The organism is Achromobacter sp. Root83 (assembly GCF_001428845.1).
In the GTDB taxonomy this organism is placed as follows: Bacteria; Pseudomonadota; Gammaproteobacteria; order Burkholderiales; family Burkholderiaceae_B; genus Achromobacter.
This window is the reverse complement of record NZ_LMIU01000022.1, coordinates 688,379-714,220: the sequence shown is the minus strand read 5'-3', so window position 1 is coordinate 714,220 and position 25,842 is coordinate 688,379. Positions and strand designations below refer to the sequence as shown.

The 25,842-nt window shown below is 59.1% G+C and carries 24 protein-coding genes; 10 read left to right on the top strand and 14 right to left on the bottom strand.

The features are described 5' to 3' along the window. Window positions 1-92: 92 nt before the first annotated feature. The 5 genes from ASE30_RS19115 to rfbA all read left to right on the top strand — a co-directional run bounded on the left by ASE30_RS19115 (window position 93) and on the right by rfbA (window position 5,015). Window positions 93-845, top strand: coding sequence for a bifunctional 2-polyprenyl-6-hydroxyphenol methylase/3-demethylubiquinol 3-O-methyltransferase UbiG (locus ASE30_RS19115; RefSeq protein ID WP_057285825.1), 753 nt, complete (start codon window positions 93-95; stop codon window positions 843-845). A gap of 41 nt (window positions 846-886) precedes the next feature. Then, entirely contained in the window at window positions 887-2,728 is a 1,842-nt protein-coding gene (locus ASE30_RS19110; protein WP_057285824.1) for a hypothetical protein, read from the top strand. A gap of 68 nt (window positions 2,729-2,796) precedes the next feature. After that, the gene (locus ASE30_RS19105; protein WP_162259934.1) at window positions 2,797-3,699 is read left to right on the top strand and encodes a glycosyltransferase family 2 protein; all 903 of its coding nucleotides are present in this window, start codon (window positions 2,797-2,799) and stop codon (window positions 3,697-3,699) included. A 25-nt stretch (window positions 3,700-3,724) separates the two neighbouring features. Further along, window positions 3,725-4,120 carry a GtrA family protein gene (locus ASE30_RS19100; protein ID WP_057285822.1) on the top strand — a complete coding sequence of 132 codons (396 nt, stop codon included), beginning with the start codon at window positions 3,725-3,727 and terminating at the stop codon, window positions 4,118-4,120. 10 nt (window positions 4,121-4,130) lie between these two features. After that, entirely contained in the window at window positions 4,131-5,015 is an 885-nt protein-coding gene (rfbA, locus tag ASE30_RS19095) for a glucose-1-phosphate thymidylyltransferase RfbA (protein WP_057285821.1), read from the top strand. A gap of 294 nt (window positions 5,016-5,309) precedes the next feature. Here rfbA and ASE30_RS19090 read toward each other — a convergent pair whose 3' ends face one another. From ASE30_RS19090 to ASE30_RS19025, 14 genes are all read right to left on the bottom strand, one after another. Then, on the bottom strand, window positions 5,310-7,112 hold the full coding sequence (locus ASE30_RS19090) for a polysaccharide biosynthesis protein (protein ID WP_369819342.1): 1,803 nt from the start codon (window positions 7,110-7,112) through the stop codon (window positions 5,310-5,312). A 52-nt stretch (window positions 7,113-7,164) separates the two neighbouring features. After that, a complete protein-coding gene (locus ASE30_RS19085) occupies window positions 7,165-7,749 on the bottom strand; it encodes an acetyltransferase (RefSeq protein WP_057285819.1) in 585 nt (194 codons plus the stop codon). Window positions 7,750-7,837: 88 nt separating this feature from the next. Then, window positions 7,838-8,869: a glycosyltransferase family 4 protein gene (locus ASE30_RS19080; RefSeq protein ID WP_057285818.1), complete on the bottom strand. Its 1,032-nt coding sequence runs from the start codon at window positions 8,867-8,869 to the stop codon at window positions 7,838-7,840. A 62-nt stretch (window positions 8,870-8,931) separates the two neighbouring features. Further along, window positions 8,932-9,813, bottom strand: a complete 882-nt coding sequence (locus ASE30_RS19075; RefSeq protein ID WP_082601636.1) for an NAD(P)-dependent oxidoreductase — start codon at window positions 9,811-9,813, stop codon at window positions 8,932-8,934. After that, window positions 9,810-11,048: a glycosyltransferase family 4 protein gene (locus ASE30_RS19070; RefSeq protein WP_057285816.1), complete on the bottom strand. Its 1,239-nt coding sequence runs from the start codon at window positions 11,046-11,048 to the stop codon at window positions 9,810-9,812. Before ASE30_RS19070 ends, ASE30_RS19075 begins: the two co-directional genes overlap by 4 nt. Further along, entirely contained in the window at window positions 11,045-12,178 is a 1,134-nt protein-coding gene (wecB, locus tag ASE30_RS19065; protein WP_057285815.1) for a non-hydrolyzing UDP-N-acetylglucosamine 2-epimerase, read from the bottom strand. The genes ASE30_RS19070 and wecB overlap by 4 nt, the downstream gene beginning before the upstream one ends. A gap of 1 nt (window position 12,179) precedes the next feature. After that, a complete protein-coding gene (locus ASE30_RS19060) occupies window positions 12,180-13,286 on the bottom strand; it encodes a capsular polysaccharide biosynthesis protein CapF (protein WP_057285814.1) in 1,107 nt (368 codons plus the stop codon). A gap of 3 nt (window positions 13,287-13,289) precedes the next feature. Next, window positions 13,290-14,327 carry a polysaccharide biosynthesis protein gene (locus ASE30_RS19055; protein WP_057285813.1) on the bottom strand — a complete coding sequence of 346 codons (1,038 nt, stop codon included), beginning with the start codon at window positions 14,325-14,327 and terminating at the stop codon, window positions 13,290-13,292. Between the two features lie 38 nt (window positions 14,328-14,365). Beyond that, window positions 14,366-15,151, bottom strand: a complete 786-nt coding sequence (locus ASE30_RS19050) for an AglZ/HisF2 family acetamidino modification protein (RefSeq protein WP_057285812.1) — start codon at window positions 15,149-15,151, stop codon at window positions 14,366-14,368. Between the two features lies 1 nt (window position 15,152). After that, a complete protein-coding gene (gene hisH / locus ASE30_RS19045) occupies window positions 15,153-15,767 on the bottom strand; it encodes an imidazole glycerol phosphate synthase subunit HisH (RefSeq protein ID WP_057285811.1) in 615 nt (204 codons plus the stop codon). After that, complete coding sequence (locus ASE30_RS19040; protein ID WP_057285810.1) at window positions 15,764-16,903, bottom strand: N-acetyl sugar amidotransferase; 1,140 nt, start codon at window positions 16,901-16,903, stop codon at window positions 15,764-15,766. Before ASE30_RS19040 ends, hisH begins: the two co-directional genes overlap by 4 nt. A 142-nt stretch (window positions 16,904-17,045) precedes the next feature. After that, entirely contained in the window at window positions 17,046-18,152 is a 1,107-nt protein-coding gene (locus tag ASE30_RS19035) for a DegT/DnrJ/EryC1/StrS aminotransferase family protein (RefSeq protein ID WP_057285809.1), read from the bottom strand. Next, a complete protein-coding gene (locus ASE30_RS19030) occupies window positions 18,149-18,736 on the bottom strand; it encodes an acyltransferase (protein ID WP_057285808.1) in 588 nt (195 codons plus the stop codon). The genes ASE30_RS19035 and ASE30_RS19030 overlap by 4 nt, the downstream gene beginning before the upstream one ends. Next, on the bottom strand, window positions 18,733-19,677 hold the full coding sequence (locus tag ASE30_RS19025; protein ID WP_057285950.1) for a Gfo/Idh/MocA family protein: 945 nt from the start codon (window positions 19,675-19,677) through the stop codon (window positions 18,733-18,735). The genes ASE30_RS19030 and ASE30_RS19025 overlap by 4 nt, the downstream gene beginning before the upstream one ends. Window positions 19,678-20,458: 781 nt before the next feature. Here ASE30_RS19025 and ASE30_RS29820 point away from each other — a divergent pair. The 5 genes from ASE30_RS29820 (at window position 20,459) to ASE30_RS19000 (ending at window position 25,811) form a co-directional block, all read left to right on the top strand. Beyond that, entirely contained in the window at window positions 20,459-21,073 is a 615-nt protein-coding gene (locus ASE30_RS29820) for a CatB-related O-acetyltransferase (RefSeq protein ID WP_082601635.1), read from the top strand. Then, window positions 21,070-22,224, top strand: a complete 1,155-nt coding sequence (locus ASE30_RS19015; RefSeq protein WP_057285807.1) for a glycosyltransferase family 4 protein — start codon at window positions 21,070-21,072, stop codon at window positions 22,222-22,224. Before ASE30_RS29820 ends, ASE30_RS19015 begins: the two co-directional genes overlap by 4 nt. A 77-nt stretch (window positions 22,225-22,301) precedes the next feature. Further along, the gene (locus tag ASE30_RS19010; protein ID WP_057285806.1) at window positions 22,302-23,564 is read left to right on the top strand and encodes an oligosaccharide flippase family protein; all 1,263 of its coding nucleotides are present in this window, start codon (window positions 22,302-22,304) and stop codon (window positions 23,562-23,564) included. A 34-nt stretch (window positions 23,565-23,598) separates the two neighbouring features. Next, a complete protein-coding gene (locus ASE30_RS19005; RefSeq protein WP_057285805.1) occupies window positions 23,599-24,447 on the top strand; it encodes an AAC(3) family N-acetyltransferase in 849 nt (282 codons plus the stop codon). After that, complete coding sequence (locus ASE30_RS19000; protein WP_057285804.1) at window positions 24,444-25,811, top strand: polysaccharide deacetylase family protein; 1,368 nt, start codon at window positions 24,444-24,446, stop codon at window positions 25,809-25,811. Before ASE30_RS19005 ends, ASE30_RS19000 begins: the two co-directional genes overlap by 4 nt. Window positions 25,812-25,842 lie beyond the last annotated feature (31 nt).

The following is a 25,842-nucleotide window of genomic DNA, read 5'->3' as shown; positions in this document are numbered from 1 at the left end:
CGCCGGGGGCGTTAATCTCCTTCATAACGGAATTGAGTTTGGGCGGAATGGATTGTGTCTGGCCGCCCACGAAACATAAGGAAAATCGCATCATGACAGTATCAAGAGACTACACGGCGGAAATGAACGACGCCAATAATTCCGCTGCCGAAAAGTACGCCTACAGCTTTGACTTCGACGTCATGCATCCGTACATGATTCGATCATTCGAACCGTTCTACCGTGAGGGCAGCCTGCTGGAACTGGGCAGTTATCAAGGCCAGTTCACCACGCGCTTCCTTGAACATTTCGACGACATCACCTGCGTGGAAGCGTCCTCCGAGGCAGTGGAAGCGGCAAAGAGCAAGTTGGGCGACCGGGTCGAGTACGTCAACGCGCTGTTTGAAGATGTCGTACTGCCGCGCCGCTACGACAACATCGTACTGACGCATGTGCTGGAACATCTGGACGACCCAGTTCGCGTACTCAAGCGTATCAATGATGAATGGCTTACCGAAAATGGGCGATTCTTCCTGGTGTGCCCGAACGCAAATGCTCCGTCCCGGCAGATCGCCGTGAAAATGGGCCTGATCACGCATAATGCGGCGGTTACCCCGGCAGAAGCCGAGCACGGGCATCGCCGGACCTATTCCCTGGACACGCTGGAGCAGCACGCCACCGCAGCCGGGCTGAAGGTCGTGCATAGGTCGGGCATATTTTTCAAGGCGCTCGCGAACTTCCAGTGGGATAGGCTGCTCAACACGGACATCGTGTCCAAGGAATACCTGGAAGGGTGCTACAAGTTGGGTCAGATTTATCCGGACTTGAGCGCCAGCGTCTTTTTGATGTGCGAACGCGGTGATTGATATTCTGAAGTCGACGCATTAGGAAAAGCAGGAATTGCGGCGTGAAACTAATTAAAAATATAAATGGACTCGCCGCAATTCTGCTGTGCGCCATTCTATTGCTGGCCGTCATCGTGTTGTTCTGGCAAGCGGATCGCGGTTTGGGCCTGGCAGACGAGGGAATCTATATCCTGGCGTCGCGCTACCCAAGCGAGGTGCAGCAGAACGTTTCCGCCATATACACGTTTGTAGGTGGCACTTTTGAACTGGTGGGGTACAACCTCGCAGCCTTGAGAAGCATCTGGATCGTCATGATGCTGCTGTCGGCCGCAGTACTGTGGTTTGGCTTCCACAAGGTCCTTACCCAGGTTTATGAGCAGGCGACTCGTATACGCTACATCAGGTTGATTTCCTTGATGTTTGTTGCAGCGGGGACGCTTCTGCACTATCAGTGGTCGTATCTGACACCCAGCTACTACACGCTGACAGCATTGAGCGTCAATGTGTTTGCCGGCCTGGTGCTGACCAGCTTGGTATTCAGCGCCGATGAGCGGAAGCTGGGGCCGGCGTACTTATCCAGTGCGGCCGCGGGCGTCGTGCTCGGTGAAACCCTGTTTTTCAAGTTCCCAACTGCGATAATCATCGCTATTTTGGCGGTGTTTCTTCTTGGCCTGTGGCGCGGGCCGAGCCGTGGCGTGAAAGGCAGATTATTTATTTCCGCAGCGGTTGGGTTTGGCGGGTGGCTCGCCCTTTATCATTTCTTGATCCAGAGGCTGGATCAGGCGTGGCGGATGTTCCAGGAAGGATGGGTGCTCTACCAGACGCTGGGATTGCATTCACCCGCGGAAAAGGCGCTTGCGTATCCCATAGAGATAGGCGTCCTCTTATACACCGGATTTTTCGAGTTTCTGCCCTGTTATTTTCTCCTGGCCGGGGCCTATCTGATCCGGTGGTGCCGCCCATCGACCGCAAATCCGCAAGCTGCTTTATTGGCGACAAGATGGCTGGTAATCGGGGCGCTTGCCATTGCCTTTTTGATCTCAGCGGTTGGCGGAATTTGGGTGGCGTCCGCCGAGCGGTTCAATGCGGTGCCTGTCGGCGGCCGCACATTGCCGTATCTCGGGTTTGAAATTGCATGGATACTGCTCTTGAGCGCCATATGGGTGGTGGTGTACCGGCGCCCCCAGGAGAGAGCCCCTCGCCTGGGAAATCTCTACCTGGTGATTCTGGTTCTACTGGCTATGCCTTTTGCCGGTGCTGCCGGCACGTCGAACCCCATCTATAACGTAATTCTGTTTTATGCCGCGCCGTGGTTTTGCGCGATCCTGATGCTGTTGGTGGGAATGCACTACGCAAACCCGAAGGTCGTCGCTCCCGCCGTCCTGCCGCTCGCAGCGTTGGTCATTGGCGCCTATGCGTGCAGTCATGTCATTCAGGGATCCATTTACCAGCCTGCGCAAATCAAGCCAAGGACAATGCTCGAACAGACAGTCGCCACGCAGGTGGGCGATCCCCCTGTCGTGTTGAAGCTCGATCCAGCCACTCATGAACTGGTGACGAAGTTGTCTGCCGCGGCCCAATCCTTGGGGTTCGTCGCGGGTGGGGATATTATTGCGTTCGACGAACAGCCGGCGCTTGTCTATGCCCTGGGAGGGCGATCTCCCGGGCACCCGGCCTTCCCATGCTGCAGGAGCGAAGGTCGAAATTCCTACAGTAAAATGGCGCTGACGTTTGCAGAACCCGAACGGTTGAAAAAATCCTTTGTGCTCCTGAGTGTTGAGCAGTCCGCGCAGGTGGCCGAAATATTGGGTAGCGCCGGATTGCGCTTTCCGCAGAATTATCACCCGCCGGTGACGGTCGTGCAGGCGGGACATGAATATTCACTGTACAAGCCATTGGATTGATGGATCGTGCAGTTATCTATAATTAATCAGATCTTAATGTTTGGGTGGTCGATGTGAAAATATCATTCGTGATTCCCGTTTATCAAAATGAAAACGCGCTTACGGAAACATATAAAAAAATTCACGCCGTTTTCCAGAATGAGCTGTCGCATCATGACTACGAGATAGTCTTTGTCGATGACGGATCCACCGACGGATCCCTGCAGGAGATCCTGAGCCTCAAGGAAAACGATGAAAATATCGTCGCCCTTACGTTCACGCGGAACTTCGGGCAAATGGCGGCAATGCTTGCGGGCTTCAAGGAAGCCACCGGCGATGCGGTCATAAACATATCCGCCGATTTGCAGGATCCCGTGGAATTGATCCCGCAGATGGTGCAGAAATGGCAAGAAGGCGCCGAGACTGTGATCTGCTACAGAACGGATCGGTCCGACACCCTTGCCGCAAAAGTATTTTCGCGATTTGCCTACGGCGTGCTCCGAATGGCGCTACCGCAAATCCCGCCCGGGGGGTTTGATTTTGTCCTGATGGACAGGAAAGTCATGGACGCGTTCAACGCCATCGACGTCCGCCATCGGTTCTTTCAAGGCGACCTGCTTTGGACGGGATACCGCACATGCTTCATTCCCTATGTGAGGCTGAAACGTACCATCGGCAAATCCCAATATAATTTTGCGAAGAAGCTGAAGAATTTCCTGGATGCGATCCTGGATGCTTCCTATCTGCCCATCCGATTCATTTCGCTTACAGGATTGGTGACGTCGCTGCTTGGCGTGCTGTATAGCCTCAGCATCGTCGTGAGTTGGGCCCGCGGTGAAACCCCGTTCGACGGCTGGGCTCCCATCATGATCGCGATTCTGCTGGTCGGCGGCTTGATCATGGTGATGCTGGGCGTCATCGGTGAATACGTATGGCGAATAAACGAGGAAGTGCGGAAGCGGCCCAATTACGTGGTGAGAGAAAAGTTCTGATGTCCACGAACGCGTTGGAGGTTCGATGAGCGGCGTGAAGTTGGAATTTTCTAAATTCACGATAGTGGGCGGAGTCAATTTCCTCTTCACCTTTGTGCTGTTCTATTGTGCCGTCCGGGTACTGAAATTGAATTATGTAGTGGCGCTGGTCGCGGTTTCACTGCTTGGCATGCTGTTGACCTACTGTCTCAACCGCATCTGGGTGTTCAGGCTTGAAGGCGGCGATGACCACCGATCACGGTTGTTCAAGTACATAGTTTCTGGTTTTTTGTCGATTGCCTTGAACGCGCTTGCGCTTCGCTATATCGTGGAAGAAACCGGTTTCGATCCGTTCTACGTTCAAATCGCATTGATTCCATTTATTGTCGTGCTGAATTTCTCATTGGCGAAATTCTGGTCCCTTCGTCGCAACATCGACTAATGTCTGAAAAATGAAAGCTATTGTTCTTGCGGGTGGCAGCGGCTCGAGGCTGTATCCGCTTACGAAAATATCGAGCAAACAACTTCAGGCGGTTTTCGACAAGCCGATGATCTACTATCCGATCACGGTCCTGATTGCTTCCGGGATTCGCGATCTCTGCATTATTTCCACGCCGCAGGATCTTCCCCGCTATCAGAGTTTGTTGGGTGATGGGACCAAGTGGGGCATAAATATCGAGTATCGGGAACAGGCGCGGCCGGAGGGTATCGCGCAGGCCTTTCTGATCGCGGATGACTTTGTCGGTTCCGATAGCGTGGTTTTGATGCTGGGCGATAATATCTTCTCCGGCGGAGACGATTTTCCGCGCGCCATGCATGCCTTCGCGGGCGGCGCGACGATTTTCGCGTATCACGTCAAGGATCCCACCCGGTACGGCGTCGTGGAGTTTGACCGAAATGGCAAAGCCCTGTCGATCGAGGAGAAGCCGGTTCACCCCAAAAGCGGCTATGCCGTTCCCGGTATCTATATCTACGACAATCAGATCCTGGACATAGCGCGGTCGATCAAACCATCGCCTCGCGGCGAGTTGGAAATTACCGATGTCAACCTCGAATACCTGCGCAGGGGACAACTGCAGGTGCGCCGGCTCAGCCGCGGCTTCGCCTGGCTCGATGCCGGCACCAGCACGGCGCTGCAGGAAGCCTCCGCGTATATCGAGGCTATCGAAAGGCGGCAGGGGATCAAGATCGGTTGTCCCGAAGAAGCGGCCCTTGTGCGGGGGTTCTTGAAGCTGGATCAATTCGAGGCGCTGCTCGATGAGATGCCGAAGTGCGAATACCGCGATTACCTGGCCGGGGTTGCAGCGGAAATCCGCAGGCTGGACGGCCTCCCGTGAATGGAAGCCGCCCGGGCCTCTACGCAGGGCTGCGGGGCGCGCAGGGGCCCGAGCGGCCGATCCCGCCGGGCCTGCCCCTGGATGGATGCGATTGAGGCCGTTCGCCTGAAGAGGCCTAGCGGCTCAGGGACTTCATCTGGGCGTATGCCGCCCTGATGCGCTGTTTGCTTTCGGGCGTCAGTTGCTTGCCCGACGCCTCGATCACTTCACGAAGGTTCCGGGTTGTGGAAAGTCCTTCCGTGAATTTCCGGTTTTGTCGGAAATTACCACTCGGTTTTAGCGCATCCTGCGGCGCTAGTGCTTGGTCGGCTCGTACTCCGGCATCCAGCTCTTGAGCACCTGGCGGACTTCCTCGTCCGAGACGGGTTCGGTCCGTTCCAGCCAGCCGATCCCAGCCTCGCAGAAGCCTTCGGGTACGGGCCGCGAACGGGCGATGCGCAGCTTGGGATGCGGTGTTTCCAAGGTCTCTTCGCAATCGGCCAGCAACTCTTCGTACAGCTTTTCGCCAGGACGAAGGCCGGTGAATTCGACGCGAATGTCTTCTTCGCGGAAGCCGGAGAGGCGAATCATGTTGCGCGCCAGATCGGCGATTTTCACGGGCTCGCCCATGTCCAGCACGAAGATCTCACCCCCACGGCCCATCGCGGCCGCCTGCAGGACAAGCTGCGCCGCCTCGGGGATGGACATGAAGTAGCGCGTAATGTCGGGATGGGTGACGGTGATCGGCCCGCCGCGCGAGATTTGCGATTGGAACTTCGGTATCACGCTGCCCGTGCTGCCCAGCACGTTGCCAAAGCGGACCATCTGGAAGCGGGTCTTGCCGCCGCGGCGGTGCAGGACTTCACAGACCATTTCCGCCATGCGCTTGGTGGCGCCCATGACATTGGTGGGATTGACCGCCTTGTCCGTTGAAATCAGCACGAATCGCTGCGCGCCGAAGCGCTCGGCGCATTGCGCCACATTGTAGGTGCCGAGGACGTTGTTGCGGACGGCCTGCCAGGCATTGCCGATCTCCATCAGCGGCACATGCTTATAGGCCGCCGCGTGGAAGACCAGATCAGGATGCCACTTGGAAAAAATCTCTTCGACGCGGGTGGCGTCCTTCACGTCGCCGGCCAGGGGCACGATGCGCACATCCGGCTGGTTTTCCGTGAACCATTGTTCGATGGTGTAGAGCGCGAACTCGCTGGCCTCGACCAGCACGATGGCGGCGGGCGAGAAGCGCGCGAGCTGCCGGCACAGTTCACTGCCGATCGAGCCGCCCGCGCCAGTCACCAGGATCTGCTTGCCGGCGATCATCTCGTGGACATTGACGTTGTCGATATGCACGGATTCGCGGCCCAGTAGATCCTCGATCTTCACTGGACGCATCATGTTGATGGCGACTCGGCCGCTCATCAGTTCGCTCAATCCCGGTACGGTGAACAGCGACGCACCCGCGCGGGTCGCAATGTCGGACACGCGGCGGATGGCGACTCCCTTGGCGGAAGGAATGGCCAGAATGACGTGCTTTGCGCCATAGTCATTGAGGATTTCGGGCAGCATGTCGGTGCCGCCGGCTACGCGGCAGCCGGAGATTTCCAGGCCCCGCTTTGCTGGATCGTCGTCCACCAGTGCCACTACATGCCAATCGGAGCTACGGCCCAGTTCGCGGACCAACATGGCGCCGGCGGTGCCGGCGCCGATTACGACCACCGGCGTGCCCTGGCCGAAGCCCGCGCGGTACAGCCAGTGTTCCTTCCACATGCGCCAGGCTGCGCGCCCGCCGCCCATGACCAAGAGCAGCAGCAAGGGGTACAGCACCAGGATGGAACGCGGCAATGCGGGCTGGCCACGGTTGAGGAAGGCAAAGAGCAGCAGCGCGACCGTCGAGGCGAGCACCACATTCAGGACGCGCTTGAGATCGGGCAGGCTGGCGAAGATCCACATGCCACGATACAGCCCGGCCCAGCGGCAGGCGATGATCTGCACGGGCAGCAGGACGAGCAGTGCTCGCGCTATGGGGCCTTCCCACTCGGTCGGCCATTCGAAGTTGAGGCGGATAAGGAATGCCCCTAGCCAAGCGATAAGGATCGCCGCCAAGTCAAACAGGAACACAAATGCGGTTCGAAAGCGTGTAGGGATGATCATTTTTATAGGAAGTCTGAAATCAATCCGCGATAAGGCGCGAACCCGGGGGCAGCACGGCGTCCGCCGGCACCCGGACCCGGTATCCGGCACAGGATCCGGCCTGCAGCCAGGCGCGGTCTTCGACAACTACGCCGCCAGCGAGCTGGACTCCGACGCCCAGATGGGCGAAGTCGCCGAGGACCGCATCGTGATCCGCGGTGGCGTTGGCATTGACGATGACGCCGCGCCCCAGGCGCGCACAGGCGCCGACAACGGCGCCGGCCATTATGGCGCTCCCGGCGCCGATCACGGCCAGCGCGCTGACCCAGGCCCGCGGATGGACGACGGTCGCCAGCGGTACATCAAGTGCCACCAGCGTGTCGGTCAAGCGTTGGCGCACGGCCTGGTTGCCAATGGCCACGATCGCCGCGTGGCAGCCGCGGGCCAGTTCCGGGAGTTGTCCGGTCGAGCCGACGATGCGCCAGTCGCCTGATTGCTGCTGTGCGGGATAGGCGTCATCGGCGAAGACAATACCAGCCCATTCGCCCGTCATCGCGGCGGCTTCGGCGACTGCGCGCCCATGCCCGCCGCCGCCTACGATGAGCAAGGTGCCTTTAGATTTCATAATTACGCCATTTACGCCTGTGTCTTGCGGCCAAACGCACGCAGACGTGATTCTACTAAATATGCGCCCGATGCCGGGCTACAAATGTTCAGTTTGCGCTCTCCGCGGTTCCCGCTTTCAGCCATAGGGATAGCGCTATCAGCGGTATATACGCGCAGAGCGTTCCGGTCAGTCCTTCGATTAATCCAGTCGATACTGCGCCGGCCCACGGAAACAACCAGAGGACATTAATCGCAAGCACCGACAGGGTGATTTTCCTATGGCTGGAATACTTGCGACTTGCATATTGGTAAGCGTGAGTCCTGTGAGCTTCGTAAACCTTTTCTCCGCGGCAAAGCCGACGTATTAAGGTCACCGTTGCGTCGATGATGAAAACGCCAAGCAGCACGAGCCATGCCCACAGCATGGCTGGCGAATGCCATCCGGCCAAAAGCGACAGGGCGCCGAGGACCAGGCCGAGAAAGCCGCTGCCGCCATCGCCCATGAAAATCCTGGCTGGGGGGAAATTCCAGATCAGGAACCCCCCCACCGTGGCCGCCAGCAGCGCGCTGGGAACGCCAGCGAGCGGCTGGCCGTCCATTGCATACAGGATGCAGCCGCCCACTGTGACACAAAGCGCCTCGATGCTGGCGATGCCGTCGATGCCATCCATGAAATTGTAAAGATTGAGCATCCATACCAGGTACAGCGCGCCCAGTATCGAGAGCAGCCAGTTGGTCTGCAGTTCCAGCCCCCAGAACGACATCGAGGGCATGCCGCCTATCCAATAGAGCACCCAGGCAGCCCCGGCGAAGTGGGCCAGTAATCTCCAGCGCGCCTGGATATGGCCGTGGTCGTCGAGAAAACCGATGAGCGCGATCCAGGCGCCCGCGCCGCCCACCGCAATCGCGTCTACAGGCGCGATACTTCCAATCGCGGTCAGGGTGATCAATCCGAGCAGGAAGCTGATAACAAACGCGATACCGCCACCGCGGGGCGTGGGTGTTTTGTGCGAACTGCGCGCATTCGGCACGTCAATGACATTATGCTTGAGCGCATAGCGGCGCAGCGCGCCTGTCAACAGCCAGGCCAGAGCCGCGAATACTGCGAATAACCACAATGGTATCGACAGGGCATCCATCTTGTTTTCAAATACAGAAATGACCGAATTCAGGCCAGTGGAAAATAGACACGTCTCTGAATTCAGAGAACGTCGATATCGCGCAGGACGAACGGTTGCGGTTTAAAACCGAAATCCCGCGCCGCCTCGTCATGCGCAAATACCATGTCTCGGTTCATGCGTTGCACCATGTCGCTATTCCAGTTCCGGTAGCGTGGAATCAGGCGCAGGAAGAACAGGGCGGAATTGAATAGCCAGATCGGAACGGTCAGCAGGCGCGGAGCTCGGCCCATGGCCTTGAAAATTCGCGTCACCATTTCTCGATAACTCAGCACTTCCGCGCCCGAAATGTTGTATCCCTTGTCGGCCGCTTCCGGCGCGAACGCCGAGAGCACCGCGGCCTGCGCAACGTCATCTACATAGACAGGCTGGCGCAGTCCGCCGGCGCGTCCGAACACGGGAAAGACACGGAGTTTGCGGATGATGCGGACGATCTCCGACAGGTTGCGGTCGGTGCTGCGTCCGTAGATCAGCGTGGGGCGCAGCACCGTCCAGCCGATGCTGGCACCTTCGGCCCATTCGGCTAGGGCGCGTTCTCCGTCGGACAGGCGTTGCACCAGGGCCTCTTCATAGGCATTCTGGGAGCTGACCTTGGTGTAGCGGCTGGTCGACGAGAGGCAAACGAGACGCTGGGCACCCAGTCGCCGCATGAAATCGAAATGCTCGCCGACTACCCAGATATGGCATAGCGCAATCCAGACCGTAATCGGGCCGGTGGCCCGGGCGGCTTCTTCCGCTTGGCTGTCGGACAGCGATACCCAGCGCACGGCATCGGCTTCGCCGGCCGGTTGCGCGCTGCGCGAGAAAGCCACTACGCGATGCCCGGCTGCGGCTAGCTTGGCCAGTACTTGCTGGCCCGCTGGCGAAGTCGCGCCCAGGACACCTACGGTAATCGCCGGGCTCATCGTTCACCTCGATCAATGTGCTGTTGCAGCAGTTCGACCAGGCGGGCAGCCTGTTTTTCCAGTTCGAAATGCTCCAGGAAGTAGGCGCGGCCGCGCTCGCCCATGAAGGCGCGCGAATCGCCGGACATGCCGTGCAGTTTCTCAATATTGCGGGCCAACTGCTCGGCGTCTTCGGCTGGGCTGACCAGCCCGGCGCCGGCCTCCTCGACAACGCGGGCGCCTTCGCCATCGATCGAGGCGAGGATGGGGCGGCCGGCGCTCAGATAGGTTTGGATCTTAGCCGGCACCGTCTGCGCGTAGATTTCGCTGCGTTTGAGCGAAACTATTAGTCCTTGCGCACGCGTCAGGAACTGGGGCATTTCGCTGGCCGGGTAGCGGCCGGCAAGGATCAGGTTGTCCAGGTTTCGAATCTGCTTCTGTTCCGCCAACCAAGGCGACATGCTGCCGCTGCCGACCAGCACGATGCGGACATCGGGCAGATGTTTGAGCCGCTCGGCTGCCGCGGCCAGGGTTTCGACGGACTGCGCCGTTCCCAGATTGCCGGCGAACACGACGCAAAACTGCGACTGCAGTTCATCGAGCAGCATGCGAGGTACCTGCGTATCGGGCGACAGCGTGTTCGGCGTGTCGCGCGAGCAGTTCGGGTAGTAGACCAGCTTGGCCGGGTTGGTATAGCGGGAAACCGCGTCGATGAACGCGCGCGACTGCACCATGATCAGGCCGGAACACGCGTAGATCCCGCGCACCATCAGTCCGATCGCGTTCAGCACGAACTTGTTCTTGATAAAGCCGGTTGCGCTCAGGCTTTCCGGCCACAAGTCCAGCACCCACATGGCCATGGGCTTGCGTAGGCGCCATTTCAGATAGATCGCGGGAATTGCGGCGGTGATCGGCGACAGCGAAAACACGAACACGATGTCGAACGACTTGCCCTTCGCCTGACGCGGAAAATGCCGCAATCCATTCCAGACGAACGACAGATAATTGCGCGCAAGGTTCGCCGCGCCCCCTGCGCCGCGCGGCCGAAGCGGCGCGCGGTGCACGGGCACCGTGTCGGCAAATAATTCTTCGGATGCGCCTTCGGCTTGGTATCCGGGGAATATCTTCCCATCGGGGTAGTTCGGCTTGCCCGTGAAGACTTCCACGGTATGGCCTTGGGATACCAATGCTTCGACCAGATCGTTGATCGAGAAGGACTCGGGCCAGAAGTATTGGGTGACGAGGGCGATTTTCAATTCGCCTTTTTCCATACAATGCGATTGACGTAATCGGTGTAGCTATGAATGATGCGCACCACTTTATCGGACACATTGGGCATGCTGTAGTCCGCCACCAGGCGGAAATCCCGTTCAGCGCCTCGGGCCTGATGGGCAAGCAATTCCAGCGCCTGCAGCGCGCGGTCGGCCTCCAAGCCCACCATCATCACCGATGCTTCCTCCATGCCTTCCGGACGCTCGTGAGCCTCGCGGATATTGAGCGCCGGAAAATTTAGGATCGAGGACTCTTCCGTGATCGTGCCGCTGTCGGAGAGCACCGCTCGCGAAGACATCTGCAGCTTGTTGTAGTCCTTGAAACCTAGTGGTTTCAGCAGGCGCACGTTCGCATGGAACTTGGTACCCAGCGCGTCCACGCGCTTCTGTGTGCGCGGATGGGTAGAGACGATGACCGGCAGACCGTAGGTCGCGGCCACCGTGTTCAGCAGGTTTACCAGCTTGGCGAAGTTGTGGTCCGAGTCGACGTTCTCTTCTCTGTGGGCGCTGACCACGAAGAACTGCCCGTGTGTCAGGCCGAGCCGATCGAGCACGTCGGACGCTTCAATACCATCACTGTAGTGGTTCAGCACTTCGAACATCGGGCTGCCGGTCTTGATGATCCGGTCGGCCGGCAGGCCTTCGCGCAGCAGATATTCGCGCGCGATGTCGCTGTACGTCAGGTTGATGTCGGAGGTGTGGTCGACGATGCGGCGGTTGATCTCTTCGGGCACGCGCTGGTCGAAGCAGCGATTGCCAGCTTCCATGTGGAAGGTCGGGATCTTGCGGCGCTTGGCCGGCAGGACCGCCATGCAGCTGTTGGTATCGCCCAGCACCAGGAGCGCATCGGGCTGGATCTCGGCCAGGGCCTGGTCGGTGGCGATAATCACCTTGCCGATGGTTTCGGCGCCGGTGGCGCCGGCGGCGCTCAGGAAATGGTCCGGTTTGCGGATGCCCAGGTCCTGGAAGAAGATTTCGTTGAGTTCGTAGTCGTAGTTCTGTCCGGTATGAACCAGGACGTGATCGCAATGGCGGTCCAGGCTCGCGAGCACGCGCGACAGCCTAATGATTTCCGGCCGGGTGCCGACGACGGTGGCGACTTTAAGTTTTTTCATGTCAGAGAGGGCGGGCGTAAGTGTCGGGACGGGCGCGGTCGAAGATTTCGTTGGCCCAGAGCATGACGACCATTTCGTCATCGCCGATATTCGTGATGTCGTGCGTCCAGCCGGGCACGGTTTCCACGATTTCCGGCTTTTCGCCATCTGTGTCCTGCTCGTGGAATTCGCCGGTCAGGATGTGGCGGAAGCGAAAGCGCGCCCGTCCCTTGATGACCAGGAATTTCTCGGTTTTCGTGTGGTGGTAATGACCGCCGCGCGTCACGCCGGGATGGGCGGTGAAGTAAGAGAACTGGCCGCTGTCCTGCGTCTTGAGCATTTCGACGAACACGCCACGCGGATCGCCGTACTTGGGCACCTCATAAGAAAAACGCTCGGGCGGCAGATAGCTGACGTACGTGGCGTACAGTGCGCGAACGAGGCCGGTGCCGACGGGCGCGGTGATCAGCGTGTTGCGGCTATCGCGGAACGTTTCCAGCTGTGCGGCGAGGTCGCCGACCGTGATCCGGTACTGAGGCGCGACGGTGCAGAACCGGTCGTCCGCGACGGCGCCGTCCATCAGTTCGATGAAGCGGGCGACGACGTCATCCACGTACACCAATGTGATCGCCGCGGCTGGATCATTGATCTGGATGGGCAACCCACGGTTGACGTTGTGGCAGAACGTGGCCACTGCGGAGTTGTAGTTCGGGCGCGCCCACTTTCCGAATACGTTGGGCAGGCGGAACAGGTAGACGGGCGAGCCGTGTTGGTCTGTCAGCTCCGAGAGGGCATCCTCGGCCTCGCGCTTGCTCAGGCCGTAAGGATTGTCCTGGTTGGCCTGGGTCGACGAGGAGTAGATCACGGGCGTGCGCCGGCCGCTACGAGCGATGCTGGCGCAGAGCTGCTGCGTCAGTCCGGCGTTTCCGCTCTGGAAATCGGCGGGATCCTTGGGGCGGTTCACGCCGGCCAGATGAAAGACGAAATCGGCCCGGCCCGCCAGCTCGTCCAGACGGGAGGCGTCGTCATCGCGCGTGAAGCGCAGGATCTCGATGTCCTTCCGTTCTTGCAGCGTGGCGATGAGATTCTGCGCAACGAACCCGTTGCTGCCGGTGATGAGAACCTTCATGGCTTATTCCTCAGGCGTCACTTGCTCGCCGCGCTGGATGGCCTGCATAAATTCCAGCTTCAGCAGCAATTGCTCCATGCCGTGGGTGTTCAGACGTTGGGTATTGTGCGAGTTGTAGTCTTCGCTGCGCGAGATCTTTTCTTCGCCTTGTTCGACGAACTTTGCGTAATTCAGATCGCGCAGGTCGGGTGGGATGCGGTAGTAATCACCCATGTCCTCGGCGCATGCCATTTCCTCGCGGCTCAGCAAGACTTCGTACAGCTTTTCACCGTGCCGCGTGCCGATCACGTTGATCGGATGCTCGGGCTTGCCGACCATGCGGGCCAGGGTTGTGGCCAGGGTCTGGACAGTAGCCGCGGGCGCCTTCTGCACGAACAGGTCGCCGTTGTTGCCGTGTTCAAACGCGTATAGAACCAGGTCTACCGCGTCCGACAGCGTCATCATGAACCGGGTCATGCCGGGGTCGGTGATGGAGAGCGGAATGCCGGCCCGCATCTGTTCGATGAACAGGGGAATCACGGAACCGCGCGAGGCCATCACGTTGCCGTAGCGTGTGCCGCAGATCACGGTCTCGGTCGCGTCCAGGTCGCGCGACTTCGCGACCATGACCTTCTCCATCATGGCCTTGGAGATTCCCATCGCGTTGATGGGATAAACCGCCTTGTCCGTGCTCAGACAGACCACCTTGCTCACCTTGTTGCGGATGGCAGCTTCCAGGACATTCTCGGTTCCGAGGATGTTGGTGTAGACCGCTTCCATGGGGTGGAATTCGCAGGAAGGCACCTGCTTGAGTGCGGCGGCGTGAAAGATGTAGTCCACGCCACGCGTCGCGTTCAGCAGGCTTTGGCTGTTCCGGACGTCGCCGAGATAGAACTTGAGCTTCGGATGCGAGTAACGCTTGCGCATGTCATCCTGCTTCTTCTCGTCGCGGCTGAAGATTCGGATTTCACCGATGTCCGTCTGGAGGAAGCGCTTCAAGACGGCATTGCCGAAGGATCCCGTGCCGCCGGTGATAAGCAGTTTGGCGTTAGGTTTCAACATATTCGCATGTCTCTTTCTGTGGAACGACGCAATGCCACTCAGGCACTGCGCAGATGCGCCGCGCGCACCAGCGCTTCGCGATCGGCCAGTGGGGGGTAGTTGATCAGCACGGCTTTGTAGGCGCCCTTGAACACGAACAGACTGCCGGCGCCAGCGCCGATGATGCCGAACTTCTTGATGAGTTCGCCGATGTCCGCGACGGAGCCCGCGCCGCCCAGTACCGACATCGGCACGGTCGTGACATTGCGGATCTGCTCGACGATGCCGAGGTCATAGCCATTCATGACGCCATCATGGTCGATCGAATTGATGACAATCTCGCCCACGCCATGTTGCTGCAGTATGGGGGCAAGTTCGACCGGGTTCAGATGCGTGTTCTTGCTTGCATTGTGCGTCCAAACCTCGTAGCGGGAGCTGAAGCGCTTCTTTTTGACGTCCAGGACGGCAACGACGCTCTGGCGGCCGAGCTTCTCGGCGATCCGGCTCGCTAGCGAGGGATTCTCGACCAGCGCTGAGCTGAGGGCGACCTTCTCGACGCCCAGACTGATGATGGCCTGCGCCTGTTCGACCGTCTTGACCCCGCCGCCATAGCAGAATGGCATGCGGCATTCGGCGGCCAGGCGCTCGATCATTTTCAGATCAGGGCCGAGACCCTTGGTGGTGGCGTCGATGTCCACGACGATCAGTTCATCGACTTCCTTTTCATTGAAGATGCGGACGGCGTTGATCGGGTCGCCGACGTATTTGTCGGACGAGAACTTCACGGTCTTTACCAGGCCTTTATCTCGGACCAGGAGGCAGGGGATGATTCTGGGACGAAGCACGTTAGATATCCGCGAAGTTCTTCAGGAGCCGCGCACCGAATTCGTGGCTTTTCTCTGGGTGGAATTGCACGCCATACACGTTCTTGTGATTGACCGCGCATGCGAACCTGGTGCCGTACTCGGCGCTCGCCAGCGTGTCGTCTTGGTTCTGGCAGTCGAAATAGTACGAATGGAGAAAGTAGAAGCGCGCGTCTGTTTCCAAGCCGGCGAATAGCGGTGAGGCCTGGCGTGGATAAACGTCATTCCAGCCCATGTGCGGCAATTGGGTGCGCTGCGTGAAATGGGTGGTATCCAGCTTGCGGACCATGCCGGGCACCCAATTCAGGCCCGCTTCGGAGCCCTCTTCGCTGCCGCCCGCCAGCATCTGCATGCCGACGCATATGCCCAGTACCGGAACCTCGTCTTTGGTCACGCGTTCGACCGCGACGTCGTACATGCCGGAACGGCGGAACGAATCCATAGCGTAGTCGAATGCGCCCACGCCAGGCAGGATCAGCTTGGTTGCGCCCGCCAGGTCTTGGGCGGTGCGGGCAATGGACACGGGCACCGCCATGCGGCGGTACATATTGGCAAACGCCAGGACGTTGCCCAGGCCGTAGTCAATAATGGCGATCATCGGAAAAGCCTCTTTTCCAGGCCGACCTTTTGCATGACGGTCGCGCCCAGCCCGATCAGCGCCTTCTTGTTGGCGTAATCGCGGAAGGTCCGGTTCGGACCGTCGAAAAGTGCCTGCAGCTCGTCTTCAGTCAGGTCCAGCTTGTGCGCGACGTAGCGGAATTCCTGGCGCGAAAAGTGCTCATCGAGTTCGGGACGCGAAATGCGGTCCAGGGCCTCGTCACGCGTCATCTGGCCGGTCAGGATCAGGCTGGAGAAGTGGGCGCGGCGCTTTTCGTAGCCGAACTTGCGGGGCATCCAGTAGTCTTCGTAGAAGCGGGTGAAGCGCGATTCGTGATGTTTGTGCTGGAATTTCTTCCAGCCAAAGCGCGATTCAAGTTCTTGCTCGGCGTCGGCTTTGATGTATGGCACCAGGTTCAACGGTTTGAAGACCTGCATGCCCAGCACGTAGCGGTAGTACAGCTTGTACGTCAGGATGTCGACGATCGGAAACGTCTTGAGCGGGCGCTTGCCGAACTTCTTGTGGATATCCAGGATGAGGCGCTTGTCGATACCCGGGTAGCCGCCCCATTCTTCCGGTTCGCGACAGCATTCGGTTGAATAGTTGCCGCCCGTTAGCACGTATTTGAGCTTGTGCTTATTGGCGAACTTATAAAGCCCTGAGAAAAACGCAACGTCCTGGGGCAGATCCTGGTCAGGGATCTGCGCCTTCAGGAAGGCGACCTGAAGATCTTTCATTTCTTCCCAGTTGATGACCTCGGTGTACAACTCTAGTCCCAGGCCATCGACCAGTTTTTCCACGTTGCCGACGGCCTGGTCGGTATCCCAGCCAGCATCGACGTGAAAGAGCAGGGGGCGCAGGCCCATTTTTTCCTTAGCGATATAGGCGGTGTACGAACTATCTAAACCCCCGCTCAGGCCGATGATGCAGTCGAAGTCCTTGCCCTTGCCTTGTGCCTTGATCTTCTCGGCCGTCCGCATGAGTTCGGCCTGGCCGCGGGCATCGGTATGCCAGTTAGGCTTGATCTGCGTGTCGAAATTCGCGCAGTAGTCGGATTCGCCGCGGTCGTCGAACGTAATGTTCGGATCGCTGGTATCCATGATGGTGCGTGTGCAGATGCGGTAACTTTGGCTCATGTTGTGTCGGTACTGGCGTAAGGCTTGCGGCAAGGTCCGGCGCCCCGTTCTGGCGGGCTGGCCCGCATGCTGATAACAGTATGCCCTGGCGCGCTGTTGCTGCAGGCTTGCGCCTGCCCCGGCAGCACCCAGGGGAAGGGCGTCAGGTTCGCGAGGTGCGTTCTATGCCCTGTGCGACGGCCTGAACGATTTGCTGCACGAGATCCGGGGTCAGGTAAGGGTGCATGGGCAGGCTCATGACCTGTTCAGCCAGGCGGTCTCCCACCGGAAGGCTGGCCGTGTCATCCCGCACCGCCGGCTGCTTGTTCAGCGGAATCGGATAGTGCACGGCCGTCGGAATGCCTTCGGCCTTCAGGTATTCCTGCAAGGCGGTCCGATTAGGCACCAGGATGGTGTATTGCGCCCAAGCGCTGACGTTGCCATCCGCCACATAAGGTGTATCGGCAATGCCCACGGCCTGAAAGGCGGTGGTATAGCTGGCGGCGACCTGGTCGCGTAGCGCCAGTTCTTCATCCAGCAGTTCCAGCTTCGGCAGCAGGATCGCGGCCTGCAGCGTGTCCAGCCGGCTGTTCACGCCGATGCGGACGTGGTGGTAGCGCCGGTCCTGGCCATGGCGGGCCACCTGGCGGATGACGCGCGCCAGTTCCGGGTCGTTCGTGAAGATCGCGCCGCCGTCGCCATAGCAGCCCAGGGGCTTGCTCGGGAAGAAGCTGGTGCACGAGATCGAGCTCAGGTTGCAGGACTTGCGGCCGTTGTACGTCGCGCCATAGCTTTGCGCCGCATCCTCGATCACGGTGATGCCATGCCGTTCGGCAATGGCATTGATGGCATCGAGATCGGCGCATTGGCCGTACAGCGAAACCGGAATGATGGCCTTGGTACGCGGGGTGATCGCCGCTTCGAGCTTCGCGGGATCCAGGTTGCAGGTGCGCGGGTCGACGTCCACGTAAACGGGCTTGGCGCCGAGCAGGGCGACGGTTTCGGCCGTTGCGATGTAGTTGAAGCCCGGGGTGATGACTTCATCGCCGGGACCGATGCCCAGGGCCATCTGCACGATCTGCAAGGCATCCGTGCCGTTGGCGCAGCTGATGCAGTACTCGGCGCCGGCATAGGCGGCCAGCTTCTGCTCGAGCTCCGCGACTTCCGGTCCCAGAATGAATTGGCCATGCGCAAGCACACGCTGGATGCCCGCATCGATCTGATCCTTGATGCGGGCTTGCTGAGCCTTGAGGTCGACGAAATCAATCATGCCTTGGTTTCCGTTTTGGTCACAACACTGCCATTGAGCACATATTGGGCAGTGGTATGGGGGCAGAGCGCCACGCCACTGCCTTGCAACGGCAGGTCCAGCTGTTCGCCGAACTCGCTCATCCAGCCGATCTGACGCGCGGGAACGCCGACCATCAGCGCGAAGTCGGGCACGTCGCGGTTGACCACCGCGCCGGCGCCGACGAAGGCGAACGCGCCCACGGTGACGCCGCATACCACCGTGCAATTGGCGCCCAAGGTGGCGCCGCGCTTGACCAGCGTGTCGCGGTACTGATCCTTGCGCTGGATGAGCGAACGCGGGTTGTATACGTTGGTGAAGACCATGCTTGGGCCGCAGAACACGCCGTCTTCAAGCGTGACGTTGTCGTAGACTGACACGTTGTTCTGCACCTTGCAGTCGTTGCCAATAACGACCTTGTTGCCCACGAAGACGTTCTGTCCCAGCGAAACGCCGGTGCCGATGCGGGCACCGCCGCACACGTGCACGAAGTGCCAGACGCGCGAACCGTCGCCGATTTGAGCGCCGTCATCGACGATGGCGCTGGGGTGCTGATAGTGGCTCATTTCTTCAGGAAGGGGTGGTAGTCGCCCGTGAGCGGCGCGAGAGGGGCCTGCCGGATGGTGGCTACCGTACTGATGGCGACCCGGTTTTCCTCGAGTCCGAAACCGCGCCCGGCCAGGATTTCCTGATAGCTGCGCGTGTGCAGGTCGGTGAAACCGCCGGAGAATTCGATCTCGTCGCCGTCCACGGTGATGGAGCGGAAGGTGCGCTGGCCGGCATCGCGCTGCGCCTGGGGCACATCCTGGAAGTCGACGGATAGGAACCAGCGAACGCGCGCGTGCTCGTATTCCAGATAACCAGCGGCCTTGGTGTCGTCAGACTGATGGACGACGTTGTCCTGAAGCTCGCCAAAGATGTAGTGCAGCATGTCGAAGAAATGCACGCCGATGTTCGTGGCGATGCCGCCCGACTTACGCTGATCACCCTTCCAGGATTGCAGATACCAGTGGCCACGCGAAGTAATGTAGGTGAGGTCAACTTCGTGCTTGGTCGTTTTCTTGCTGGCCTGGACTTTCTCGCGCAGTGCAACGATTGCGGGATGCACGCGCAGTTGCAGAATGGTATTGATCTTGCGGCCGGTGTCACGTTCGATTTCCAAAAGCCCGTCGATATTCCAGGGATTCAGAACCAGCGGCTTTTCGCAGATGGCATCGGCGCCCGAACGCAATGCGAAGCGCATGTGAGAATCGTGCAGATAATTGGGCGAGCAGATCGAAATATAATCAACGCGCTTGGAATCGCCGGCGCGATGCAGTTTATCGATATGGCGATCGAATCGTTCGAATTCGGTAAAAAAATCCGCATCCGGAAAATGACTGTCGATAATCCCGACGGAATCGTTGGGATCAAGCGCGGCAACCAGTTGATTTCCGGTTTCCTTGATGGCGATCATATGTCGCGGAGCGATATAGCCGGCGGCACCGATAAGAGCGAAGTTCTTCATCATGGGTATCGAGTGAATCGTTTTGGAAAGTTATGAGCCGTTAATAAGTGCATCCGCCCTTCATATTCATTAAGGGGGACGCCTACTGGTCGGCCTCTGCGTGGCGCGTGGCGGTATGCACTGCTGCAGCGCCAATGGCTGGCTGCTCGGAATCAACGGTGTCAGGAAGACCTGCCGGATGCCAGCCTGACCGGGCCACCCATCTGCGTTGTGGAAAGTTGGCAATTGATCCAGCGTCCGGCAGGCGCCGGTACGAGCGAGGGCATGTAGAGGCAGGCAACGCTGCAGCGGACCTGTCATCGCTTTTAAGCCCGGCTTCCTGGCGCCCCGCGGCCGGCTTGCTTTACTCAAAATGGCGGCCATATGGGGAGCGAGGCGGATAGGAAGCGCTTTGAAGTAGCCGCTGGCGGCGGTGATTTCACTCAGGAATAAGGGGAGGCGTACTGCCAATCGAGCGACTGTCCACTATACTATAGATGCCTGCAGGGTGCCAGGGAGGCGCTGTGTGCTTTGGTCGGAAAGTTTGACCAATTTATGCTCTGTTGTTTGTCAACTACACTCCTGTTTTTCCGGAGGCGCGCCGGGTTTGGTTCGAAACTTGTCGACAATTTCAGCCAAGCTTTGCGGCATTTTCGGCTCGGCCTTGCGTTTATGTTTGGCGCAATGCAAATCACTGCCATTTGCGACCGGGAGTATGTTCCTGGCGGTGTCGTAAATTGCGTTGAATTTTCTCCATGCGCTGTGGCGCCGCGGACGAAAGCCAGATTATTTTGACGAGAATATGATATCCCTAGGCTACCTCTACACAAAAGCGCTCAAGAAATTGCGGGGAACTGCCATTTCCGGCTCCAGTATTCATGAATCCTCCAAGGTCGAATCGGGTAGCGCGGTTATAGATTCCACTTTTGGCCGGCATTCATTCTGTGGCTACGATTGCACCATCGTGGCCTGCGATGTAGGCGCATTCTGTTCCATCGCGAGCGGCGTGGTCATAGGCGGCGCGCGGCATCCCATCGAATACGCGTCGACTAGCCCGGTATTTCTATCGCACAAGGACAGCGTGAAGAAAAAGTATTCGCGCCATGTGTATTCGTGGCTGCCCCGTACCAGAGTCGGAAACGATGTATGGATCGGCGAACGCGCGCTGATAAAAGCCGGCGTCGCGATAGGCGATGGCGCGGTGGTGGGAATGGGTAGCGTCGTGACCAAGGATGTCCCGCCTTATACGATCGTCGCGGGAAATCCCGCGAGGACAATCCGGGCCCGGTTTTCGCCGGAAGTTTCCGAGGCCATGCTGCGCCTGCAGTGGTGGAATCTTCCGGACGACGAACTGACGGCGATCGCGCCGATGTTCACGGATCCGGAATCGCTGTTGAAAGGCAAGGGCTTGCTGTGAAGATCGTCCATCTCTGCGTTTCCTGTTTCTACATCGACGGATACCGTTATCAGGAAAATGAACTGATACGCGAGCATGTCAGGCAAGGGCATGACGTTACCGTGATCGCGTCGACCGAGACCTTCGTCGACAACATGAACCTTGGCTATGTCGAGCCCGCCAGCTATATGGGGCAGGAAGGGGCTAAGGTCATCCGCCTGCCTTATTCGGGCCCGTTTCCCCCGCGTGTCCAGCAGAAGCTGCGCATCCACAAGGGAATCTACCGGCTGCTCGAGGAACTCAAGCCGGACGTCATCATGTTCCACGGATTGTGCGGCTGGGAACTGTTGACCGTCGCCCGCTACAAGAAGCGAAATCCGCGCACGGTGTTCTACGTGGACAGCCATGAGGACGCGCACAACAGCGCGCGCAGTTTCTTTTCCAAGCATGTCCTGCACGGCTTGTATTACAGGTTGATAATAAAAAGAAGCCTGCCGCAAATAGAAAAAGTGTTGTGTATCTCGCTGGAGACGATGGATTTTTGCCGCAAGCAATACGGAATTCCGGAAGAAAAGCTGGAATTTTTCCCCCTGGGAGGTCAACTGGCGCGCGATCCGCATTATTCTGATACCCGTACGCGCGTTCGCCAGCAATATGGGGTTGCGGACGACGAGGTCCTCTTTGTTCAATCGGGGAAATTCGATTGGAAAAGAAAAATGCTGATCGAAAGCCTTCAGGCGTTCTCGAGAACAACCGACCCCAAACTCCGTTTCTTCGTCGCCGGCATTCTTTCCGAATCTCTAAAGGACGAGGTCGAACGGCTCATAGCCGCTGATCCGCGCACCCGGTTCCTGGGCTGGAAGACCGCCGAAGGCCTGTATGACCTGCTTTGCGCGGCCGACGTATATGTACAACCTGGAACTCAGTCGGCAACGATGCAGATCAGTCTTTGCGCGCGTTGCGCCGTATTGCTGGACGATGTGCCCAGCCATGTGCCGTTTGTCGATGGCAACGGCTGGAAGGTCAACGACCTTAAGGGCCTGGAGGTCGCATTCCTGTCTTTCGAGAAGGACAAGGACCAGATCGGCATTATGTCCGGCAAATCGTTCGCGATCGCGGAGGAACTCTTGGACTACGAACGCATGGCGCGACGGCTGCTGCAGCCGCACTAGCCTGGGAATGGGCCCGGCCGGACAAGGCCGGCGCATGCCGGCCCGCGCCGCCTCATTATTGTTTCCGACGAGCCCTAGTGAAAATCAAGAGCGATTTTGCGAAGAATGTTCTAACCGTACTGAGCGGCAGTTCGCTCGCGCTGGTCATTCCCATCCTGATAAGCCCGCTGCTGTCGAGGCTGTTCTCGCCAGAGCAGTTCGGCTATATGGCGTTGTACCTGTCTCTGTGCGCCATTGGCGTTGTCGTTGCGTCGGGCCGATTCGAATTGACGATAGTCCTGGCGCCGTCCAACCGCTATGCGTATTACCTGGCGCTGGTGGCTTTCGGACTGACGGCGGTGTTCTGCGCAGTGTTCTTTGTGACTTCCGGGGTACTGGCGCTGCTGCTGCCCGAGTTCATCGGACGCTACCTGCCAGTCCCCATCCTATTTCCGTTGCTGACGATAGGGATATTTCTGCTGACCGCCACGCAGATTCTTACGGCGTGGTCGATTCGGCGCAAGCAGTACAAGCAGATTTCGCAGGCCAGGGTCTTTCAGTCGGCGGCACTGTGCGGAGGGCAATTGACGACCGGCGCCCTGCTGTTCACGACGCTTGGCCTGGTGCTGGGCCACGCCTTGGGTGCAGCCTGCATGACATTCCGGCTTTGGCGGGCCAGCGTGCGCGACTTCCGGGCTTTTTGGCGGACAGCGAGCTTACGCCGTGTGTTCGCTGCCGCCAAGCGCTATAAGGACTTTCCCAGATTCATGATCGTGGGACAACTGGCGAACGTGGTTTCCAGTCAGACTCCCATCTTGTTGCTGACCTTCCTGTATGGCTCTCAAGCGGCAGGGTTCTATTCCCTGGCCGACCGCATGCTGGTCATTCCTTCGGCATTCATTGCGGCGTCGATAGGCGAGGTTTACCGCCAGGAAGCCGCGGCGAGCTTTAATAGGGACGGCCATTGCCGCAGTATATTCATCAGAACCGCAAAGCGGCTGGCGCTGCTGGGATTGGTGCCCGCGCTGGTTGCCGTGATTGCGGCGCCGGCCTTGTTTCCGATTGTCTTTGGTGAAGCCTGGCGGGAAGCCGGCAAGATTGCGGCGATTCTGGGAGTGCTGGTTTTCTTCCAGACCATGGGATCGACTTTGAGTTACACGGTATTGCTGACCAAAATGTACCGGGCGGACCTGGTCTGGCAAATCAGCCGCCTGGTCGTCGTTGTCGCGGCCATTTACGCGGGATATTTCTTCTTCAATTCACTTCTGTACTCCGTTTCGTTCCTTGTGGCTGGCTTTTGCGTCATGTACATCGCGCACTTTGCCATGCAGTACCGGGCAGCCGGTGGTTTACGCGGGTAGTGCCGAAATTGTCCAGGCCTTTTTGGGACCAACTATGAGCAGAATCGGTTCAGACGATCTGATTGCGTCTTTTCGTGAGATGGGCATCGCCGAAGGCGATACCGTTCTTATCCGCGCGGGACTGGGCGCTGTGGGACGAATCGACGGTGGGGCAAATGCCTTCATCGGGGCGTTGTTGCGCGCAGTCGGGCCGGAAGGCACGATCATGTCCTTGGCGTTTACCGATACGGCGTTTATACGCAGGCCCGATCCGGAGAATCGGTTCCATGTCAGCAAGAAGAGTTATGCGGGCGCTTTGCCCAATGCCATGATCGAGTACGAAGGCGCGGAACGCAGCCGACATCCGATGTGCTCTTATGTGGCAATCGGCAAGCAGGCGCTGCGTCTGACTCAGGGGCATGGCCCAGAATCGCCAGCCTATGAGCCGATCCGCACCCTGATCGAGCTGCGAGGAAAGTGCATGCTGGTGGGGTGCGTGCAGAGCAGTCCCGGTTTTACAACTACGCACCTGGCGGAAGTCGATCTCGGCCTGTCTAGACGGGTGATTTTTCCTTGGCTTAATTCGACCTTCTACGAGGATGAGCGTGGGCAGCTCAAGCTCTTCCGCCGACGCGACCCGGGCATGTGCTCCAGTTCGTTCTACAAAATGTATGGCCATTACGTCGCGCATGGATTGTTGCGCACCGGCATGGTCGGGGCTGCCTATTCCATCATCGGGCCGGCGGCGGAGTGCTATCAGATCGATTGCAGCGTGCTGCAAGCAGACCCGAAGTTCACGATCTGTGATTCCCCGACCTGCATAACCTGCAATGCGTTGCGCTGGGATCGCCTGCATCGCATGCCCCTGTTTGCGTTCAATATGATCAAGAAGAGATTCCAATGACGGGTGCGCTTGCGCGGGAGCAGTATCCGGCCGCCGCCCAATCGTGGTTGACGGTCATCCTGTGCGAACGGTTCGGCCCGGGTTTCGTGATCGAGTCCTCGCCGGGAATGCTGAGCATCCGCCGCGCGGATGCGGAAGGCCGGATCGAACTACAGTCGGACGTCGGCGTGTTTACGCAGCCAGGGGCCGATCTGGCGTGCGCGCACTGGGATGCCGAGCGCGAAGGCTGGACGTCGGCGCTGTCCGCGCCGCTGCCCGCGCCCGGCGCGCGGGAGTTGGCAAAGCCGCTGATCGAGCGGGCGGATGGCCTGTTCCGGATTCGATACGATGTGCTCGGCCTGATCTTTTGGGCGCTTGCCCGTGTCGAGGAATTGGGCCGTAGGGACTTGGATGCCTTCGGCCGTTTTCCCAGTTCGGCTTCGCATGCGGCGGCTCACGGCTATCTGGAGCGGCCGATCGTGGATGAATGGCTGCATATTCTGGGTCAGGTCATGCGATTGCAGTGGCCAGGCTTCGCCTTCACTCAGCATCGAAGTTCGATGAAGCTGTCTCATGACGTGGATCAGCCCAGTCGGTACGCCTTTGGCTCCGCCGCGGCGTTCTTGCGCAAGGTGGCGGGCGATGTGCTGCGGCGCCGCGACTACGCAGGTGCCGTGCTGGCACCGTCGATGCGCCTCGGATCCCGGTCGGCCATCAGCGGGCGCGATCCCAACAATACTTTCGATTGGCTGATGGACCTGTCCGACAGGCATGGTCTGGTGAGTGCCTTCTACTTCATCTGCGGCAGGACGGACGCTGGCCGGGATGCCGACTACGAGATCGAGCATCCCGCCATGCGGGCACTGCTGCGCAAGATTCACGCGCGAGGGCACGAAATCGGCTTACATCCCAGTTTTGGCACCTATCAGCAGCCGCAGTTGATCGTTGCGGAAGCTGCGCGACTGCGCGCGGTATGCCAGGAAGAAGGCATTACGCAGGATGTCTGGGGCGGCCGAATGCACTATCTCCGATGGGAGCATCCGCGTACTCTGTACGGATGGGAGGCTGCGGAATTTAGCTATGATTCGACGCTGTCCTACGCCGACGCCGCAGGTTTTCGCTGCGGAACCTGCTTCGAGTATCCGGCCTATGACGCCAATGCGAATCGCAGCCTGAATGTCCGCATCCGGCCGCTGGTGGCGATGGAAGCCACCATCATCGAACCCTATTACATGGGTTTGGGGCTGGGCGAGCCGGCCGTGCACAAGTTGCGCCAGCTTCGCAACACCTGCGAGGCCGTCCAAGGGTGTTTTACGCTGCTTTGGCATAATTCCACCCTAGATAGCGAATCGGCGAAGCAAACGTATGAGGCAGTGCTGCGCTAAGGCTGCCGGATCGGAAACCAGAGAATGCAGC